The organism is Streptococcus taonis (assembly GCF_029948085.1).
Classification (GTDB): Bacteria; Bacillota; Bacilli; order Lactobacillales; family Streptococcaceae; genus Streptococcus; species Streptococcus taonis.
In genome coordinates, this window is sequence record NZ_JARZZP010000014.1 from 47700 (window position 1) to 66919 (window position 19220).

19 protein-coding genes and 1 pseudogene are annotated in these 19220 nt (G+C 38.0%); 19 read left to right on the forward strand and 1 reads right to left on the reverse strand.

What is annotated here, in order from left to right; all coding sequences use genetic code 11:
* The first annotated feature begins 47 nt into the window (after window positions 1-47).
* From yjbM to pta, 4 genes are read left to right on the forward strand one after another with little or no spacing between them, the layout of a single operon-like run.
* Window positions 48-719 (forward strand): GTP diphosphokinase, encoded by a 672-nt coding sequence (gene yjbM, locus QEZ38_RS08225; RefSeq protein ID WP_075231359.1) that lies wholly within the window; start codon window positions 48-50, stop codon window positions 717-719.
* Entirely contained in the window at window positions 703-1521 is an 819-nt protein-coding gene (locus QEZ38_RS08230) for an NAD kinase (RefSeq protein WP_075230147.1), read from the forward strand. The genes yjbM and QEZ38_RS08230 overlap by 17 nt, the downstream gene beginning before the upstream one ends.
* Entirely contained in the window at window positions 1518-2417 is a 900-nt protein-coding gene (locus QEZ38_RS08235; RefSeq protein WP_281335596.1) for an RluA family pseudouridine synthase, read from the forward strand. The genes QEZ38_RS08230 and QEZ38_RS08235 overlap by 4 nt, the downstream gene beginning before the upstream one ends.
* A 15-nt stretch (window positions 2418-2432) precedes the next feature.
* Complete coding sequence (gene pta, locus QEZ38_RS08240; RefSeq protein WP_049509200.1) at window positions 2433-3407, forward strand: phosphate acetyltransferase; 975 nt, start codon at window positions 2433-2435, stop codon at window positions 3405-3407.
* A 104-nt stretch (window positions 3408-3511) separates the two neighbouring features.
* Here the strand turns inward: pta and QEZ38_RS08245 are convergent.
* Window positions 3512-3712: pseudogene (locus tag QEZ38_RS08245) on the reverse strand (transposase); the annotation flags it as partial.
* Between the two features lie 409 nt (window positions 3713-4121).
* On the opposite strand from QEZ38_RS08245, the gene QEZ38_RS08250 reads away from it, so the two are divergent.
* The 15 genes from QEZ38_RS08250 (at window position 4122) to QEZ38_RS08320 (ending at window position 19149) form a co-directional block, all read left to right on the forward strand.
* Window positions 4122-5123: a hypothetical protein gene (locus QEZ38_RS08250; RefSeq protein ID WP_153225333.1), complete on the forward strand. Its 1002-nt coding sequence runs from the start codon at window positions 4122-4124 to the stop codon at window positions 5121-5123.
* Window positions 5120-5317 carry a hypothetical protein gene (locus tag QEZ38_RS08255; RefSeq protein WP_153225334.1) on the forward strand — a complete coding sequence of 66 codons (198 nt, stop codon included), beginning with the start codon at window positions 5120-5122 and terminating at the stop codon, window positions 5315-5317. Before QEZ38_RS08250 ends, QEZ38_RS08255 begins: the two co-directional genes overlap by 4 nt.
* A 37-nt stretch (window positions 5318-5354) precedes the next feature.
* On the forward strand, window positions 5355-6047 hold the full coding sequence (gene pynA, locus QEZ38_RS08260) for a pyrimidine 5'-nucleotidase PynA (protein WP_153225335.1): 693 nt from the start codon (window positions 5355-5357) through the stop codon (window positions 6045-6047).
* A gap of 61 nt (window positions 6048-6108) precedes the next feature.
* Complete coding sequence (locus QEZ38_RS08265) at window positions 6109-6762, forward strand: uracil-DNA glycosylase (protein WP_153225336.1); 654 nt, start codon at window positions 6109-6111, stop codon at window positions 6760-6762.
* Window positions 6763-6771: 9 nt separating this feature from the next.
* Window positions 6772-7236: an NUDIX hydrolase gene (locus QEZ38_RS08270; protein WP_001135775.1), complete on the forward strand. Its 465-nt coding sequence runs from the start codon at window positions 6772-6774 to the stop codon at window positions 7234-7236.
* A 12-nt stretch (window positions 7237-7248) separates the two neighbouring features.
* Window positions 7249-8520, forward strand: a complete 1272-nt coding sequence (locus tag QEZ38_RS08275) for a dihydroorotase (protein WP_281335597.1) — start codon at window positions 7249-7251, stop codon at window positions 8518-8520.
* A 10-nt stretch (window positions 8521-8530) separates the two neighbouring features.
* Window positions 8531-8791: a hypothetical protein gene (locus tag QEZ38_RS08280; protein ID WP_281335598.1), complete on the forward strand. Its 261-nt coding sequence runs from the start codon at window positions 8531-8533 to the stop codon at window positions 8789-8791.
* A gap of 11 nt (window positions 8792-8802) precedes the next feature.
* Window positions 8803-10143 (forward strand): MATE family efflux transporter, encoded by a 1341-nt coding sequence (locus QEZ38_RS08285; RefSeq protein WP_281335599.1) that lies wholly within the window; start codon window positions 8803-8805, stop codon window positions 10141-10143.
* 179 nt (window positions 10144-10322) lie between these two features.
* Window positions 10323-11291 carry a thiamine pyrophosphate-dependent dehydrogenase E1 component subunit alpha gene (locus tag QEZ38_RS08290; RefSeq protein ID WP_000105346.1) on the forward strand — a complete coding sequence of 323 codons (969 nt, stop codon included), beginning with the start codon at window positions 10323-10325 and terminating at the stop codon, window positions 11289-11291.
* A gap of 17 nt (window positions 11292-11308) precedes the next feature.
* Complete coding sequence (locus QEZ38_RS08295; RefSeq protein WP_281335600.1) at window positions 11309-12301, forward strand: alpha-ketoacid dehydrogenase subunit beta; 993 nt, start codon at window positions 11309-11311, stop codon at window positions 12299-12301.
* Window positions 12302-12557: 256 nt separating this feature from the next.
* Window positions 12558-13601, forward strand: coding sequence for a dihydrolipoamide acetyltransferase (locus tag QEZ38_RS08300; protein ID WP_281335601.1), 1044 nt, complete (start codon window positions 12558-12560; stop codon window positions 13599-13601).
* A gap of 38 nt (window positions 13602-13639) precedes the next feature.
* The gene (gene lpdA / locus QEZ38_RS08305; protein ID WP_281335602.1) at window positions 13640-15343 is read left to right on the forward strand and encodes a dihydrolipoyl dehydrogenase; all 1704 of its coding nucleotides are present in this window, start codon (window positions 13640-13642) and stop codon (window positions 15341-15343) included.
* 58 nt (window positions 15344-15401) lie between these two features.
* Window positions 15402-16391 carry a lipoate--protein ligase gene (gene lplA / locus QEZ38_RS08310; protein WP_281335603.1) on the forward strand — a complete coding sequence of 330 codons (990 nt, stop codon included), beginning with the start codon at window positions 15402-15404 and terminating at the stop codon, window positions 16389-16391.
* Between the two features lie 608 nt (window positions 16392-16999).
* Window positions 17000-18208 carry a hypothetical protein gene (locus QEZ38_RS08315; protein WP_281335604.1) on the forward strand — a complete coding sequence of 403 codons (1209 nt, stop codon included), beginning with the start codon at window positions 17000-17002 and terminating at the stop codon, window positions 18206-18208.
* Window positions 18205-19149, forward strand: coding sequence for an AAA family ATPase (locus tag QEZ38_RS08320; RefSeq protein ID WP_281335605.1), 945 nt, complete (start codon window positions 18205-18207; stop codon window positions 19147-19149). The genes QEZ38_RS08315 and QEZ38_RS08320 overlap by 4 nt, the downstream gene beginning before the upstream one ends.
* Window positions 19150-19220: the final 71 nt, after the last annotated feature.

The following is a 19220-nucleotide window of genomic DNA, read 5'->3' on the forward strand; positions in this document are numbered from 1 at the left end:
AGACTAGATAAATCTAAAGTGTATAGAGAATTGGACACAAAAAATATATGATTACAGAATGGGAAGAGTTTTTAGATCCTTACATTCAGGCTGTTGGAGAGTTGAAGATTAAACTTCGTGGTATTCGCAAACAATACCGTAAGCAAAATAAACATTCTCCAATCGAGTTTGTAACTGGTCGCGTTAAACCGATTGAAAGTATAAAGGAAAAAATGGTGCGTCGTGGAATCGGCTATGATACACTTGAGCAAGACTTGCAAGATATTGCAGGTTTGCGTGTTATGGTTCAGTTTGTAGATGACGTGCAAGAAGTTGTCTCTATCCTTCATAAAAGACAGGATATGAGAGTCGTCCAAGAACGAGACTATATTAAGCATCGTAAGGCTTCTGGCTATCGTTCGTATCACTTGATTATCGAGTACACTGTTGACACGATTAAGGGTGCTAAAACGATTTTAGTTGAGATTCAGATTCGAACTTTGGCTATGAATTTTTGGGCAACAATCGAACATTCGCTCAACTATAAATATCAGGGAGATTTCCCAGAGGAAATCAAGGAAAGACTTGCCATTACAGCGAGGATTTCTCACCAGTTAGACGAAGAAATGAGCAAAATTCGTGATGATATTCAAGAAGCACAAGCTCTCTTTGATCCCTTACATAGAAAGTTAAATGACGGGGTAGGAAACAGTGACGATACCGATGAAGAATACAGGTAAACGAATTGATCTAATCGCTAACCGCAAGCCTCAAAGTCAAAGAGTCCTATATGAGTTAAAAGATCGACTCAGGAAAAATAACTTTATATTAAACGACAAAAATCCAGATATTGTGATTTCCATTGGTGGAGATGGCATGCTCTTGTCTGCCTTTCACAAGTATGAAGACCAGCTGGATAAGGTTCGCTTTGTGGGAGTTCATACGGGACACCTGGGATTTTATACGGACTATCGTGATTTCGAACTAGATCAACTGGTTACTAATTTGCTCTTAGACAGTGGAGCTCGAGTATCATACCCGCTTTTAAATGTAAAGATTTTTCTGGAAAATGGTGAAGTGAAAATTTTCCGTGCCTTGAACGAAGCAAGCATTCGGAGAACTGACAGAACCATGGTAGCGGATGTTGTCATCAATCATGTACCGTTTGAACGCTTTCGGGGAGATGGTTTGACTGTCTCGACACCAACTGGAAGTACCGCCTATAATAAATCTCTCGGTGGGGCTGTATTGCATCACACTATCGAAGCTCTACAATTAACGGAGATTGCCAGTTTGAACAATCGTGTTTACCGAACCCTCGGTTCGTCAATCATTGTACCTAAGAAGGATAAGATCGAGTTGATACCGACTCGCAATGACTATCATACGATATCAGTTGACAATAGTGTTTATTCCTTCCGTAATATTGAGCGAATAGAGTACCAGATTGATCACCACAAGATCCACTTTGTCGCAACTCCAAGTCATACCAGTTTTTGGAATCGTGTCAAGGATGCCTTTATTGGTGAGGTGGATGAATGAGATTTGAGTTCATTGCTGACGAACACGTCAAGGTAAAGACCTTTTTAAAAAAGCATGAAGTCTCTAAAGGTTTGCTAGCCAAAATCAAGTTTCGAGGTGGAGATATTCGCGTAAACGGTCATCCACAAAATGCAACCTATCTCTTGGATATAGGAGATGTGGTTGTCATCGACATTCCTCCTGAGGAAGGTTTCGAGACACTGGAAGCCATTGATTATCCACTGGATATTCTGTTTGAGGATGATCATTTCTTGATTTTAAACAAACCCTTTGGTGTGGCATCAATTCCGAGCGTCAATCATTCTAATACCATAGCTAACTTTATCAAGGGCTACTATGTGAAACAGAACTATGAAAATCAGCAGGTTCACATTGTAACCAGACTAGATCGAGATACTTCGGGTTTGATGCTTTTTGCGAAACATGGTTATGCTCATGCTAGACTAGACAAACAGTTGCAAAAGAAAGCCATTGAAAAGCGCTATTTTGCTCTGGTTAAAGGAGATGGTTTTCTGGAACCTCAAGGTGAGATTATTGCACCGATTGCCCGTGACGAAGATTCAATCATTACTAGACGAGTTGCAAAAGGTGGTAAGTATGCCCATACTTCCTATCGTATAGTGGAGTCTTATGGCAATATTTATCTAGTTGATATTCGACTGCATACAGGAAGGACACACCAGATTCGTGTCCATTTCTCCCATATCGGTTTCCCTTTGCTTGGTGATGACCTCTATGGTGGTAGTCTTGAACATGGCATAGAGCGTCAAGCTCTGCATTGCCATTACTTATCGTTTTATCATCCTTTTCTTGAAGAGCAGTTGGAGATGGAAAGTCCACTGCCGGATGATTTCAATACTCTTATAACTCAGTTATCAAATAATAATTTATCTTAAAAGGAGTCAAAACTCATGGAAGTTTTTGAAAATTTAAAAGCCAACCTAGTTGGTAAAAATGCACGTATTGTCTTGCCTGAAGGTGAAGAACCACGCATTCTTCAAGCAACAAAACGCATCGTAAAAGAAACAGAAGTTATTCCTGTCCTACTTGGAAATCCTGATAAAATTAAAATCTATCTTGAAATCGAAGGAATCATGGATGGTTATGAAGTAATCGATCCTGCACATTATCCTCAATTTGAAGACATGGTAGCATCACTTGTAGAACGTCGTAAAGGAAAAATGACTGAAGAAGAAGCTCGAGAAATCTTGGTTAAAGACGTGAACTATTTTGGTGTTATGTTGGTATACATGGGCTTGGTAGATGGAATGGTTTCGGGAGCTATTCACTCTACTGCGGCAACTGTTCGTCCAGCCCTTCAAATCATTAAAACACGTCCAAATGTTAGTCGTACTTCAGGTGCCTTCCTTATGGTTCGTGGCACTGAGCGTTACCTATTTGGTGACTGTGCCATCAATATCAATCCTGATGCTGAAGCTTTGGCAGAAATTGCGATTAACTCTGCTATCACAGCTAAGATGTTCGGTATCGAACCAAAAATTGCAATGCTAAGCTATTCAACTAAAGGTTCTGGTTTTGGTGAAAGCGTAGATAAAGTTGTTGAAGCAACTAAGATTGCTCATGATCTTCGTCCTGACCTTGAAATTGATGGGGAATTGCAATTCGATGCTGCCTTTGTTCCAGAAACAGCTGCTCTTAAAGCACCAGGAAGTAAGGTTGCTGGACAAGCAAACGTCTTTATCTTCCCAGGTATCGAAGCAGGGAATATTGGCTACAAGATGGCAGAACGTCTCGGTGGCTTTGCAGCGGTTGGTCCAGTATTGCAAGGTTTGAACAAACCAGTTAATGACCTTTCACGTGGATGTAATTCAGACGACGTCTTCAAACTTACTCTTATCACAGCAGCCCAAGCTGTACACCAATAAAATACAAGATAGCTCCTTTTCTGTTAAAGGAGCTTTTCAAGTAGGGAGTAATTGAAGAAGGCCTTTTGTTTTTTACTAGACTTTGGGGCAAGTTATACTCATAATCAATTATTTTCAAAAAGCAACCTAGTCCATTGTCTGCTGACAGTGGACTTTAAAACGGTTTTTTCCAGTCCTTGAATAACTTCTTGAAGCTTATCAATGACGGCTTCTAATGTTTGGAAAGCCTTATTTTTAAAGCCTCGTTTTCGAATTTCTTTCCAGACTTGTTCAATAGGGTTCATTTCTGGTGCATAAGGTGGAATTAGAGGGGATTGCTTTGGGCAGTTCCTTTTTAATGTAAAAGGAGTAGAATCATAGCGTTTCTAAATTGTTAATCATTCAAAACAGATTGTGATGGGACTATTCTAGCTTTAGAATTCTTCAAAAATTAACATTTAAGGTAATCAATTACTTAGAAGAGTACAAAAACATTTAATTTATAGGGATTCTAAGTCTAGAATTGCATGGATATTTATGAAAACAGAATATTCGATAGATAGGATTGTTCTATTCTGAAAGATTTGAGCTGTCAATTGTGTAGGATAGTATTATTCTATGTTAGATTCCAGTAAAAATGATTGGATAAATGATATTAAAGAAAAATCAAAATCATAATTTTGTTTAATATGGTATAATATTTCTAATAATTTAAACATAATGAGGTAGTAATTTATGGATGAAGTTTTATTTTTTGGAGAAGATGACTTCGATATTCTTGATATTGATGGTTATGAACTAAAACCCTCATCGTTTTTTAATAAGTTACCAGAAATAGCCAAACCTTTAGTCAAAAATGCAAATAAAATCTTATCTGAAGTAGAAAAAATGTTATATTCTGCTCCAGCCTTTATCAATGTTGTCCAATCTAGTATACCTGAAGAGGTTTTTCAGGCAATTCTTTCTCCAGAACAACGGGAACAAATTGCTCAAGGAGTGTTAAAATTAATGACAAAGAAAGATGGCTCTCTCTTGGCTGTATTAGTAAACACTAATACTAATAAAGTCATTGGAAATGTACCATTGAAATCTGTTAAGTTGACACCAGAATTAAATAAAGCGTTAGCCGATTATTCGTCACAAATTCAAATGGCTCAGATTGCAGAGGAGATTCAGAATGTACAATATGCTATTGAGGACGTCAGAAAAGGACAGGAGTCAGATAGACTTGCAATAGCCTATAGTTGTCAACAGAAACTCTTGCAAGCTAGAGAAATATCAGATTCAAACATTAGAACAATGATGTTACTGCAAGTTATTTCAGATGCAGAAGATAGTAGAAATCTCTTAATGCTTAGTCAAAAATCAAATGTAAATTTTATCAAAGAACAACCAGATTCTACTTGGGGTAAGTTATTAAAAGGGGATAAACCAGATAAAATTGAAGCTCGTATGAATGAGATTAGAGATGGATTAGCAGCTGTAAATATTGTTTCACTATCAGCAGCAATAGCTTATAATGAGTTGGGCGAGAAAAAAGCTGCTCAAAAAAGTTTGGATTACTTTGGGAAATTTATTAACGAAACTTATCTCAGTTCTCAGGAATTAGTAGAGAGACTCGATCTACTTGATCCTTCTCCTACAAATTACTGGACAAAAGAATTGCCAAAAATTGAAACTTCTATAATGAAATTGCCAAATAAACCAGATTCTATTGAGACAGAGGTGTTAGAATGAAAAAAATAAAAAAATGCAAGACATGTACTAGGGATTTACCATCAAGTTATAAGCACAATAAGTGCGAATCATGTAGAAACAAAAAAATAGATGAAGCAAAAAAGATACTTAAAGTTGTTGGACAAGTTGGAAGTGTGGTTACTCCAGTTGTAGTTGGTATGTTGATGAATAAAACTAAGAATAAGAAGAAATAAACTAATCTATTAAGTACCTAGAAAGGAAACTCTCAAATTGTCCTACAAATTTCTACTCTTCGACCTCGATCACACCTTACTCGATTTTGATGCTGCTGAGGATATAGCTCTGACGCAACTCTTAGAAGAAGAAGGAGTAGAGGATATCCAAAATTACAAAGATTATTATGTGCCCATGAACAAAGCCCTTTGGAAGGATTTGGAACAGAAAAAAATTACAAAGGATGCGTTAATTAACACTCGTTTTGAAAAATTGTTTGCTCATTTTGGTATTGAAAAAGATGGGTCCTACTTAGCAGAGCGCTACCAGTTTTTCCTTTCCAAACAGGGGCAGACTTACCTAGGTGTGGAAGATTTATTAAAAAATTTGATAAAACAAGACTATGAGCTCTATGCTGCGACAAATGGCATTACTGGCATTCAGACGGGACGTTTGGCTCAATCGGGTCTGGCACCTTATTTCAATCAAGTTTTTATCTCTGAACAGCTGCAAACACAAAAACCGGATGCTCTCTTTTATGAAAAAATTGGTCAGCAGATTGAAGGTTTTAGCAAAGAAAAGACGCTGATGATTGGAGATTCCCTAACCGCCGACATTCAAGGTGGCAATAATGCTGGAATTGACACGATTTGGTACAACCCTCATCACCTAGAAAATTACACACAAGCCCAGCCGACTTACGAAATCCATTCTTATCAAGACTTGCTGGATTGTTTAGATAAACTGTAAAAAGTGGTTTAGATAGCCACTTTTTGCTATAATAGAGGCAGTAAAAACGAAGGAGTTGGCTATGGAACACTCGTCTTGGCATGCTTTGATTAAGGAGCAATTACCCAAAGGTTATTTCGGTAAAATCAATCAGTTTATGAACCAGGTCTATGCTCAGGGAACCGTTTATCCACCTAAGGAGAAGGTTTTTCAAGCTCTCTTGACAACACCGCTTGAAGAAGTTAAAGTGGTGATTCTAGGGCAAGACCCCTATCATGGGCCAGGTCAGGCGCAAGGCTTGAGTTTTTCTGTTCCTAACTCTATCCCGGCTCCGCCATCCCTGCAAAATATCTTGAAAGAATTGTCAGATGATATCGGAGTTAAGAAATCACATGATTTGACAGCTTGGGCTGAGCAAGGAGTCTTGCTTCTTAATGCTTGCTTGACTGTTCCTGCTGGTCAGGCCAATGGTCATGCTGGTCAGATATGGGAGCCATTTACAGATGCTGTGATTCAGGTGGTCAATCATCTAGATAGGCCAGTCGTTTTTGTACTCTGGGGAGCCTATGCACGCAAGAAGAAGGCCTTAGTTACCAATCATCAGCACTTGATTATCGAATCAGCCCATCCCAGTCCGTTGTCGGTTTATAGAGGATTTTGGGGTTCCAAGCCTTTTTCCAAGGCTAATGCATTCTTAACAGAAACAGGACAAGAGCCAATCGATTGGCTTAGATAAGGAGAGAATATGCCTCAGCTAGCGACAATTTGCTACATTGATAATGGAAAAGAATTGCTCATGCTTCATCGCAATAAAAAGCCTAATGATGTCCATGAAGGAAAATGGATCGGTGTAGGTGGAAAGTTAGAGCGTGGAGAAACTCCACAAGAATGTGCTGCTCGTGAGATTTTAGAAGAAACTGGTCTAAAAGCAAAACCAGTATTAAAAGGAGTTATCACCTTTCCAGAGTTTACACCGGACTTGGACTGGTACACCTACGTCTTTAAGGTGACAGAATTCGAGGGAGAATTGATTGACTGTAATGAAGGAACATTAGAATGGGTTCCTTACGATGAAGTTTTAAGCAAACCGACCTGGGAAGGTGACCATACCTTTGTCGAGTGGCTTTTAGAAGATAAGCCCTTCTTTTCAGCTAAGTTTGTCTATGATGGTGATAAATTATTGGACACTCAAGTTGATTTCTACGAATAAAGGAGAAAGCAGATGCTAGTAATCAAAAATGGTCGTGTCATGGATCCAAAGTCTGGTTTGGATCAAGTTTGTGATGTTTTGGTTGATGAAGGGAAAATTGTTCAAATTGCTCCTGAAATCCAGGAAGAAGGTGCTCAAGTAATAGATGCTACTGGTCTTGTAGTTGCGCCTGGTTTGGTGGATATCCATGTTCATTTCCGTGAACCAGGTCAAACACATAAAGAAGACATTCATACAGGAGCACTAGCAGCAGCTGCAGGTGGTTTTACGACAGTCGTAATGATGGCTAATACCAATCCAACTATCTCAGATGTTGAGACTTTAGAGGAAGTTCTTCAATCAGCAGCAAAGGAAAAGATTAACGTTAAGTCTGTCGCAACGATTACCAAAAACTTTAATGGCCAAGATTTGACAGATTTTAAGGCGCTTTTAGAAGCTGGTGCTGTTGGTTTTTCTGATGACGGGATTCCTCTTGAAAGTAGTAAAGTTGTCAAGGAATCCATGGAAGAAGCGAAAAAACTAAATACTTTTATTAGTCTTCATGAAGAAGATCCTGGCTTAAATGGTACGCTTGGTTTTAACGAAAATATCGCTAAAGAACACTTCCATATCTGTGGGGCAACAGGAGTAGCTGAGTATGCTATGATTGCTCGCGATGTTATGATTGCCTATGCAACAAAAGCTCATGTCCATATTCAGCATTTATCTAAAGAAGAAAGCGTTAAAGTAGTGGAGTTTGCTCAGGGGCTAGGTGCGCAAGTCACAGCAGAAGTAGCGCCACAGCATTTCTCTAAAACAGAAGCACTCCTTTTGACACAAGGTAGCAATGCTAAGATGAATCCTCCACTTCGTTTGGAATCAGATCGTCGTGCCGTGATTGAAGGTCTCAAGTCGGGTGTCATCACAGTTATTGCGACAGACCACGCGCCTCATCATGCAGATGAAAAAAATGTTGAGGATATTACCAAAGCGCCATCTGGTATGACAGGTTTGGAAACATCTCTTGCTCTCGGTTTGACTTATTTGGTCGAAGCTGGTGAGTTAAGTTTGATGGAATTGCTCGAAAAGATGACCTATAACCCAGCTAAACTGTATCATTTTGAAGCAGGTTATTTGGCTGAAAATGGACCTGCAGACATTACCATATTTGATGCTAAAGCAGACCGTGTCGTAGGTTCACATTTTGCTTCAAAAGCATCTAACTCACCATTTATCGGTGAACAATTAAAAGGTCAGGTCAAATACACCATCTGTAAGGGCCAAATCGTTTATCAAGCAGATTAGGAGCTTGAGGATGAATTATTTTCGTAAACTTAGAAATCGTAAACGAAATGCTTGTCATGGAGTATATTGTCCAGCCGCTAACCGTGCTAAAATTCAGTATGAAACCAAGGAAAAAGCTGATCACGCCGTAGACTATGATAATGGTGGTTTGGTTAGAAGCTATTATTGCGCCTCATGTAATTGTTGGCACACGACATCAAAAGTTAGTAATCCACCCTTGAGCTTGAGAAAATACGGCTTAAAGCTTTTTGGCTTGGATGAAAAGGAGTAGAAAGAGTAGGTATGCATACAACAGAAACTATTAAAGATAAAATCATCTTATTTTTAAAAATTTTCTTTCCTATTTTAATTTATCAATTCGCTAATTTTTCCGCATCTTTTGTAGATACCACGATGACAGGGCAATATAATACACTGGATTTAGCGGGTGTTTCAATTGCAACTAGTTTGTGGAATCCTTTCTTTACCTTCCTGACAGGGATTGTCTCAGCCTTGGTCCCTATTATTGGTCACCATTTGGGACAAGGAAAAAAGACAGAAGTTTCTTCGGATTTTTATCAATTTCTTTATTTGGCTTTAGCCTTATCTATCGTACTTTTTGGCTTGGTTTTCTTTTTAGCACCAATTGTCTTACAATTCATGGGGCTGGAAGTGGCTGTATCCAGTGTTGCCATACGTTATCTGTGGCTCCTAGCCATCGGTATTATCCCACTTTTGCTTTTTAGTGTGATACGTTCTCTACTTGATACACTCGGATTAACAAAATTATCCATGTATCTCATGCTCCTCTTGCTACCCTTAAATAGTGGTTTCAACTATGTATTGATTTATGGAGCTTTTGGTTTTCCTGAGTTAGGAGGTGCAGGAGCAGGTCTAGGGACTTCCCTTGCGTACTGGGCATTGTTGCTGATTTCAGTTTTGGTCTTGTTAAAGCATAAAAAGCTCAAGGAATATCAACTCCAAAAACCTATGCCTCTACAAATCAAAAAAATCAAGGAAGCTATTTATCTTGGTCTACCAATTGGTGGGACGGTATTTGCTGAAGTAGCCATTTTTTCAGTTGTTGGTTTGATTATGGCGAAATTCTCATCAATTATTATTGCAAGTCATCAGTCAGCTATGAACTTTTCAAATCTGATGTATGCTTTTCCTATGAGTATTTCAACTGCGATGGCCATTGTGATTTCTTATGAGGTAGGAGCTAAACGGTTAGACGATGCAAAACAGTATATCCATATTGGCCGTTTAACAGCTATGGTGTTTGCGGTTTTAACACTTAGTTTTCTCTACATCTATCGTGAAAATGTAGCCAGACTATATGGTCAAGATTCAGAATTTATCCAACTGACAGCATCTTTTATGACCTATAGTTTGTTCTTCCAGTTAGCTGATACCTTTGCGGCACCTTTACAAGGTATTTTAAGAGGTTACAAGGATACGATTGTTCCTTTTTGTCTTGGTCTTCTCGGATACTGGGGTGTTGGGATTCCGCTTGGGTTATATCTTGATTATTCGACTAGTTTAGGTGCGTACTCCTATTGGATTGCTCTCATTATTAGTTTAATGGTAAGTGGAATTCTTTATCAGTGGCGTTTACAAGTTATTATGAAAAGATTCAAATAATTTGTTGAAAAACGATGAAAAAACATCTTGTGAAATTTGTATTTTATATAAAGAAAAGTCTTGATTTTACTGACTTTTCTTTTTTTATATTGTGAAAAATTGCAAGCATATTTTTTGACACTAATTAACCTATAAAGTAAAATAGAACTATAAGAATTTAAACTTAGAAAGGCAAGATTATGTCAACTTTAGATAAAAATCTTTTGCTTGAGATGTTCCGTAAGATGGAAGAAATTCGTCGTATGGACTTAAAAATTGCTCAATTAGTAAAAAAGGGAAAAGTGCCAGGAATGACGCACTTTTCTGTTGGTGAGGAAGCTGCTAACGTCGGGGCTATGTTAGCTCTAAACGCAGATGATCTGATCACTTCAAATCACCGTGGTCACGGACAAGCTATTGCTAAAGGAATCGACCTTAATGGTATGATGGCTGAAATCCTAGGTAAATATACTGGAACTTGTAAAGGTAAAGGCGGGTCTATGCACATCGCCGACCTTGATGCAGGTAACCTTGGTGCCAACGGTATTGTAGGTGGTGGTATGGGAATCGCAGTAGGCGCTGCCCTTACTCAACAAATGAAAAACACTGGTAAAATCGTTGTCTGCTTCTTTGGTGACGGGGCAACAAACGAAGGTGTTTTCCACGAAGCGGTGAATATGGCTTCAATCTGGAATCTTCCTGTTATTTTCTACTGTATCAATAACGGATACGGAATTTCAGCAGATATTAAGAAAATGACGAATGTTCAACATATCCATGAACGTAGCGCAGCTTACGGTATTCCTGGTATGTTTATCGAAGATGGTAACAATGTAATCGATGTCTACGAAGGATTTAAAAAGGCAGTTGACCATGTTCGCTCTGGTAAAGGTCCTGTCTTGATTGAGAGTGTAACCTACCGTTGGCTTGGTCACTCATCTTCAGACCCAGGTAAATATCGTACACGTGAAGAAGTAGAAGAGTGGAAACAAAAAGATCCAATCGAAAATCTTCGCAAGTACCTTGTTGAGAACAAGATTGCTAGTGCAGAGGAACTTGAAGAAATTCAAGCACAAGTTAAGGAAGCAGTGGAGGCATCTGTTAAATTTGCAGAAGAAAGTCCATTCCCTCCACTAGAATCAGCATTTGAAGATATTTACGCAGACTAAGGAGAAGTAGAGAAAATATGGAAACTAAATTAATGTCTTTCCGCGATACCATTATCCTTGCAATGTCTGAGGAAATGCGTCGTGATGAAAATGTGCTTTTGATGGGTGAAGATGTCGGAGTTTTCGGTGGAGACTTCGGTACTTCAGTAGGTATGCTTGAAGAATTTGGTCCAGAACGTGTTCGTGACTGTCCAATCTCTGAAGCTGCAATTTCTGGTGCAGCAGCAGGTGCTGCTATGACAGGACTTCGTCCAATCGTTGATATGACTTTCATGGACTTTTCTGTAATTGCCATGGATGCTATCGTTAACCAAGCCGCTAAAACACGTTATATGTTTGGTGGTAAAGGTCAAGTCCCAATGACAATCCGCTGTGCAGCTGGTAATGGAGTAGGTTCTGCAGCACAACACTCACAATCATTGGAAACATGGTTTACGCATATCCCAGGATTGAAAGTAGTAGCTCCAGGTACACCAGCTGATATGAAGGGACTTCTCAAGTCCTCTATTCGCGATAACAACCCTGTTATCATTCTTGAATACAAATCAGAATTCAACCAAAAAGGTGAGGTTCCTGTTGATCCAGACTATACTATCCCACTTGGTGTCGGAGAAATCAAACGCGAAGGTACTGATGTAACAGTAGTAACCTACGGTAAAATGCTTCGTCGTGTTCTACAAGCGGCTGAAGAATTGGCTGAAGAAGGAATCTCAGTTGAAGTAGTAGACCCACGTACTTTGGTTCCACTTGATAAAGACATCATTATTAATTCAGTTAAGAAGACTGGAAAAGTAGTTCTTGTCAACGATGCCCACAAGACAAGTGGTTTTATCGGTGAAATTTCAGCTATTATCTCAGAATCAGAAGCATTTGATTACTTGGATGCACCTATTCGCCGTTGTGCTGGTGAAGATGTACCAATGCCTTATGCACAAAATCTTGAAAATGCAATGATTCCGACAGTTGAAAGCATCAAAGATGCCATTCGTAAAACTCATAACAAACAATAATACATAAAATAAATTATGTAATATATGATAAATCAGACGAGAAGCTTTGTATCTTTTAGGTGCAGAGTTCTCTGCGTCCTTGATATCTTAGATTAGAGCACGGGCTAAAAGCCCTTTGCATCATAAAATTGAACTCGGGCTAAAGTCTGGGTGAAAAAGATAAACTTTCCTAGAAACTAAAGTTTCTTCGTCAAGTTTCCTATTTTCACTGAGACTTTTGACGCCCTTAGTATCTTATAATAGAATAGGAGAGGTCATGGCTGATGATAAGCTAAGAGCGACTCCTGCAGCTAGAAAATTAGCGGATGATTTAGGGATAAATCTCTACGACATTTCTGGCTCAGGCGCAAACGGTCGTGTCCACAAAGAAGACGTGGAAACATTTAAAGACACTAATGTGGTTCGCATTTCACCACTCGCAAAACGAATTGCACTAGAGCATAATATTGCTTGGCAGGAAATCCAAGGAACTGGTCACCGTGGTAAGATTATGAAGAAGGATGTTTTAGCCTTCCTTCCTGAAAATATCGAAAACGATACGATTAAATCACCTGCTCAAATTGAGAAAGTCGAAGAAGTTCCAGATAACGTAACACCTTATGGAGAAATCGAGCGTATTCCGATGACTCCTATGCGTAAAGTTATTGCTCAACGTATGGTTGAGTCTTACTTGACTGCTCCAACATTTACGCTTAACTACGATGTAGATATGTCTGAAATGCTTGCCCTTCGAAAGAAAGTGCTTGATCCAATCATGGAAGCAACTGGCAAGAAAATCACTGTTACCGATTTGCTTTCACTAGCAGTTGTTAAGACGCTTATGAAACACCCTTACATCAACGCTTCATTGACAGAAGATGGTAAGACAATCATCACTCACAACTATGTCAACCTTGCGATGGCAGTTGGTATGGATAATGGATTGATGACACCAGTTGTCTATAATGCAGAAAAAATGAGCTTGTCTGAGTTGGTAGTTGCATTTAAAGACGTTATTGGACGTACCTTGGATGGTAAACTAGCTCCTAGCGAATTGCAAAATTCAACCTTCACCATCAGTAACTTGGGGATGTTTGGTGTTCAATCATTCGGTCCTATCATCAATCAACCAAACTCAGCAATTCTCGGAGTTAGCTCAACAGTTGAGAAACCAGTTGTAGTTAATGGTGAAATCGTGATTCGTCCAATTATGAGTCTTGGATTGACAATTGACCACCGTGTCGTAGATGGTATGGCTGGTGCTAAGTTTATGAAAGACTTAAAAGTTTTGATTGAGAACCCAATCTCAATGTTGGTTTAAAGTATTTGTTTTAGAAAAATAGATAGAGGAAGTAAGATATGGCCTTAGAAGTAATTATGCCAAAAGCCGGCGTGGATATGACAGAAGGACAAATCGTCCAATGGAATAAAAAAGTCGGAGAATTTGTAAAAGAAGGAGAAATCCTTTTGGAAATCATGACTGACAAAGTCAGCATGGAATTGGAAGCAGAAGAAGATGGATACTTAATCGCTATCCTTAAAGGGGATGGTGAAACTGTTCCAGTTACAGAAGTAATCGGCTATCTTGGTGAAGAAGGGGAAAATATCCCATCAGCAGGAGCTGCTGCACCAGAAGCTAGCCCAGTACCTGCAGTAAGTGCTTCAAACGATGATGGTAAGAGCGATGATGCTTACGATATCGTTGTTATTGGTGGTGGACCTGCTGGTTATGTATCTGCCATCAAAGCTGCTCAATTGGGTGGTAAGGTTGCTCTTGTTGAGAAATCTGAACTTGGTGGAACATGCTTGAACCGTGGATGTATCCCAACTAAGACTTACCTTCACAACGCTGAAATTATCGAAAATATCGGTCATGCAGCAAATCGTGGTATTGTGATAGAAAATCCTAACTTCACAGTTGATATGGACAAACTTTTAGAAACAAAATCTAAAGTTGTTAATACTCTTGTTGGTGGTGTTGCAGGACTCCTTCGTAGTTACGGAGTTGATGTTCATAAGGGTATCGGTACAATCACTAAAGATAAGAATGTCTTGGTAAATGGTTCTGAATTGCTTGAAACTAAGAAGATTATCCTTGCTGGTGGTTCAAAAGTAAGCAAAATCAACGTTCCTGGTATGGAATCATCACTTGTGATGACTAGTGATGATATCCTTGAAATGAACGAAGTTCCAGAAAGCCTTGTCATCATTGGTGGCGGTGTTGTCGGAATCGAACTTGGACAAGCCTTCATGACATTTGGTTCAAAAGTTACTGTTATCGAAATGATGGACCGTATTGTTCCAGCTATGGATGCTGAAGTATCTAAGAATCTTCGTTTAATCCTTGAACGTAAAGGTATGACTATCTTGACAGACACTAAACTTCAAGAAATCATTGAAGAAGATGGCAAACTTCGTATCAAGGTTGAAGGAAAAGATGATATCATCGCAAATAAAGCACTTCTTTCAATCGGTCGTGTTCCAGATCTTGAAGGTATCGGAGAAGTTGAGTTTGAGTTAGACCGTGGTCGTATCAAGGTTAACGAGTACATGGAAACTTCTGTTCATGGTATTTATGCACCAGGTGATATCAACGGTACTAAGATGTTGGCTCACGCTGCCTTCCGTATGGGTGAAGTAGCGGCTGAAAATGCTCTTAAAGGAAACCACGCTGTTGCCAAATTAAACTTAACTCCTGCAGCTATCTACACACTTCCAGAAGTAGCAGCAGTTGGTTTGACTGAAGAACAAGCTCGTGAGAAATACGATGTCCAAATTGGTAAATTCAACTTTGCAGCAAACGGTCGTGCCATTGCTTCTGATGCAGCACAAGGTTTCGTTAAGGTTATTGCCGATAAGAAATATGGTGAAATCCTTGGTGTTCATATCATTGGTCCTGCTGCTGCAGAGTTGATCAATGAAGCGTCAAGTATCATCGAAATGGAAATCACAGTAGAAGAAATGCTTAAGACAATCCATGGACACCCAACATACTCTGAAGTAATGTACGAAGCATTTGCGGATGTTCTTGGAATGGCTATTCATTCACCTAAGAAAAAATAAAACGAAGATAGATTAGACTGGAAGATATTTTCCAGTCTCTATCATATAAAGGGATATCATGAAATATATTATCAATCATTCAAACGACACTGCCTTTAATATCGCCTTGGAAGAATATGCATTTAAACACCTTTTGGATGAGGATCAAATCTTCCTTCTTTGGATTAACAAACCATCTATTATTGTAGGACGTCACCAAAATACGATTGAAGAAATTAACCGTGACTATGTTCGCGAACACGGAATTGAAGTAGTGCGTCGTATTAGTGGTGGTGGGGCTGTTTACCATGATTTGAACAACCTTAACTATACAATCATTTCAAAAGAAGATGAAAACAAGGCCTTTGACTTCAAGAGTTTCTCTACTCCAGTTATCAACACTTTGGCGGAACTTGGTGTTAAAGCTGAATTTACAGGCCGCAATGATCTTGAGATCGAGGGTAAGAAATTCTGTGGAAATGCTCAAGCCTATATCAATGGACGTATCATGCACCACGGTTGTCTTCTCTTTGACGTGGACTTGTCAGTCCTAGCTAACGCACTAAAGGTATCTAAAGATAAGTTCGAATCTAAAGGGGTTAAATCAGTCCGTGCTCGAGTAACTAATATTATCGATGAGTTACCAGAAAAGATCACTGTTGAAGAGTTCCGTGACCTACTTTTGGAATACATGAAAAAAGAATACCCTGAAATGACAGAGTATGTGTTCTCAGATGAAGAATTGGCTGAAATCAATCGAATCAAAGAAACTAAGTTTGGAACTTGGGACTGGAATTATGGGAAATCACCTGAATACAATGTCCGTCGTGGAACTAAATTCCCAAGTGGTAAGGTTGAAATCTTCGCTAACGTCATTGAATCAAAAATCCAAGACATTAAGATCTACGGTGACTTTTTCGGTATCGAAGATGTTGCAGCAGTAGAAGATGTTCTTCGTGGTGTCAAATACGAACGTGAAGATGTCCTCAAAGCCCTTCAAACCATTAACCTAGGCCGTTACTTCGCAGGAATTACTGCTGAAGAAATTGCTGAGGCAGTTGTAGAATAAAGAAAAAAGAAGTTGGTTTTAGGTAAGCAGTCTTGTCTATGGGATTAAGTGAGTAGAACAAATCTACTCACTTTTTTTAATTATTCAAACCAAAACTCCTCATACTCTATGCTTTTAGACCGAGCCAATCGACAAAAATACTCTTCAGCTCGTTCGAGATTTAAAAATTTACAAGCTCCATCTTTATTCAAAGGAATTTTTGTTTTAAATATTGATTTCGAAAATATATCTTCAGGAACATAATCGTGAATTTCACCAAAAGTAGTTAATTGGCATGTTTCGATTTTAGATCGTTTAGACTATTGCTCATTCTGACTTTCTGGACTATGTCTAAAATTTTCCATTGCAAACTCCTTTACTTTTATTTTTGTCTGTCTGATGATAACTCTGAATATCTAAAGAGTCAAGTGTAAAATCCAGAAAAACAAAAATAGCGTCCAAAATCGCTATTTAAGGGGTTATAGGTATTTATTATTTTGGCTGCTGGGTGACTGGTTACCTTGGACTGCTCTCTGATATATGGTATAACAGAAAAATAAAAACTGCTAATCAATGCTCTTCTTGTAAGAGAGATACAAAAGAGTGATTAAGAAAGTTGGAGGTGTTTGTTGGTAAAGAAATTTTTCCTAGACATAAATTATCGTAGGGTAACCACCTATACATTAGTTACATATACAATCCTTGGTTGTTTGTTTAAAATTAATATATTACAGCCGTATTCTGGATATAAGATGATTTTTGCTGTAGTGGCAATATTGTCCTTATACTTTTTAATAAATGAGAAGAAGGATGATTTTTTATTTGTAACCATATTGTATGTACTGCTCCAGCCCGTATTGGATTGTCTAATTACCATAGCTAATATCGATTTAAATGTACTACTAATGGCTATTGCCATATTGATTGCTGTGAGTTGGCGGATAGATTCTATCAATGAAATTAATACAGAAGAAGACAATTCTCAATCAAGTATAGACTATTTCAACTTAGTGTATCTGAATTCGGCTAAGTCTTATGAGATTGCTACCCTAATCGATGATACTATCAAGACAACTATTCAGAAAGAAAATAGCAATATAGTAAGTCGTAAAAACTCTTTTAAAATTGGAATGAAGAATAGTTTTTACTCAGGATATGAAAATGACAACGAATTAACTGCAGAAAGCAAAATCAATGAGAGTTTCGAAGTTAAAAGTACTAAATCTACGATTTTTAGAAAAGTCTATGAAATGTCTAAAAATTTTCAAGGTGAGAACCTGGAGCAAGGAGATTTAATAAAATTTGACAGTGTGACTCTTAATCCCGTAAACGCACAAGATATTCCACTTATATTGCAAGTATTACAGGCTAGCAAGTTGGATAATCCTAGCACCGAGGGAATCGAATTAAATATGTCAAATCTACTTTCTACTTTTTTGACTGACTATACGATTGATTATAGCTTCAAACAAGATGGTGAAGAATTCTTGGTTCGTTTCCCTTATGGAGATGTTGAAGGTTTTGAGAATGGATATAGACATAGCGATTTTCAACTTGGAAAACTTAGCTTAGTTGGAATAGATAGAGGCAAGGTTGATTTTTCAGAAGTGGACACCATATCAACAAGATTTTTAGAGTTTATGAGTAAGCAAGCCAAGAAGAATAATGTGATAAAAAATGTAAAAGATATTATCCCAAAATCCTCATTATCTGAAAAGAGCGATGAATCAGGGGCGGAATTCGAAATAGATTTCAAGTATGAAAAATTAAAAGGAACATACCATTTGATAGATGTGATTGCTGTCGTTCAGAAAATCAATGTGGAGAGTGAATCGTGATTTATTTATATGATGTTGCAAGAATAGATGATTTAAAAAAACGCTTCTCAGAAAGTAAAAAGATTGATATCACTCGTATTTTATCTCACGATTTCTCTAATTTGAGTGAAATAGAGGATATATGCAAGGAATTTGACACTGTAAAAGGATTAGTTATAGATTTATCTGCCTTGATGAATTTAAATGCCTACAATAGCCAGTATATAGGTCGGCTTTTCTTTTTATTAAGTAAAGTACCTATCTCCCTTATTTTTTGGCTAAATAAGTTAAAATATGAAAGTGTACTAAAAGAGTTGCCACTTCTATTTGAAGATGAAGAAATAAATGAAGATTTTGCTAATCCAGAAGTTCGAAATTTTAATCCTGATGATGACATGAAAGATAGGAGCAATACTGAATTTAGAAATAAAATACAGGAGGCTGCCAGCAAGCTAATCGGTCATGATTTATTTAAGGAAGATTTTGTACAGAAGTATGCAAACTTTATACTACTCGAAAAAATAGGAGTTAGAAAGATTTTTTCTGTGTTTTTAATTGGCGAATCTGGAATAGGTAAGACAGAATTTGCTAAGATTTTATCAAAGTCGCTCTATCCAGATGAGGAGCTTATCAAAATTAATTTTGGAAACTACTCGACAGAAGGAGTGTTGAATAGTTTAATAGGTTCTCCACTCGGATATGTTGGAAGCGATGAGGGTGGTGAGCTTATTATAAAAATTAATTCATCAAAATCTAGAGTTATTCTTATTGATGAATTCGAAAAAGCAACACCAGCTGTATTTAATTTCTTTTATGAGCTACTGGAAGACGGTAAATTTACGGATAGACATGGTGTTGCTCACAATCTTAATGGATATACTATTATATTTACTTCAAATATGACTTCTGAACATTATATTCAGTATATTCCAGCTCCACTGAGGTCTCGGTTTGATTTATAGTCACTTAGTTTATAAAATACATGTTATAATAAAGCCATGGCATATAGTACAGATTTTAAACAACGAGCATT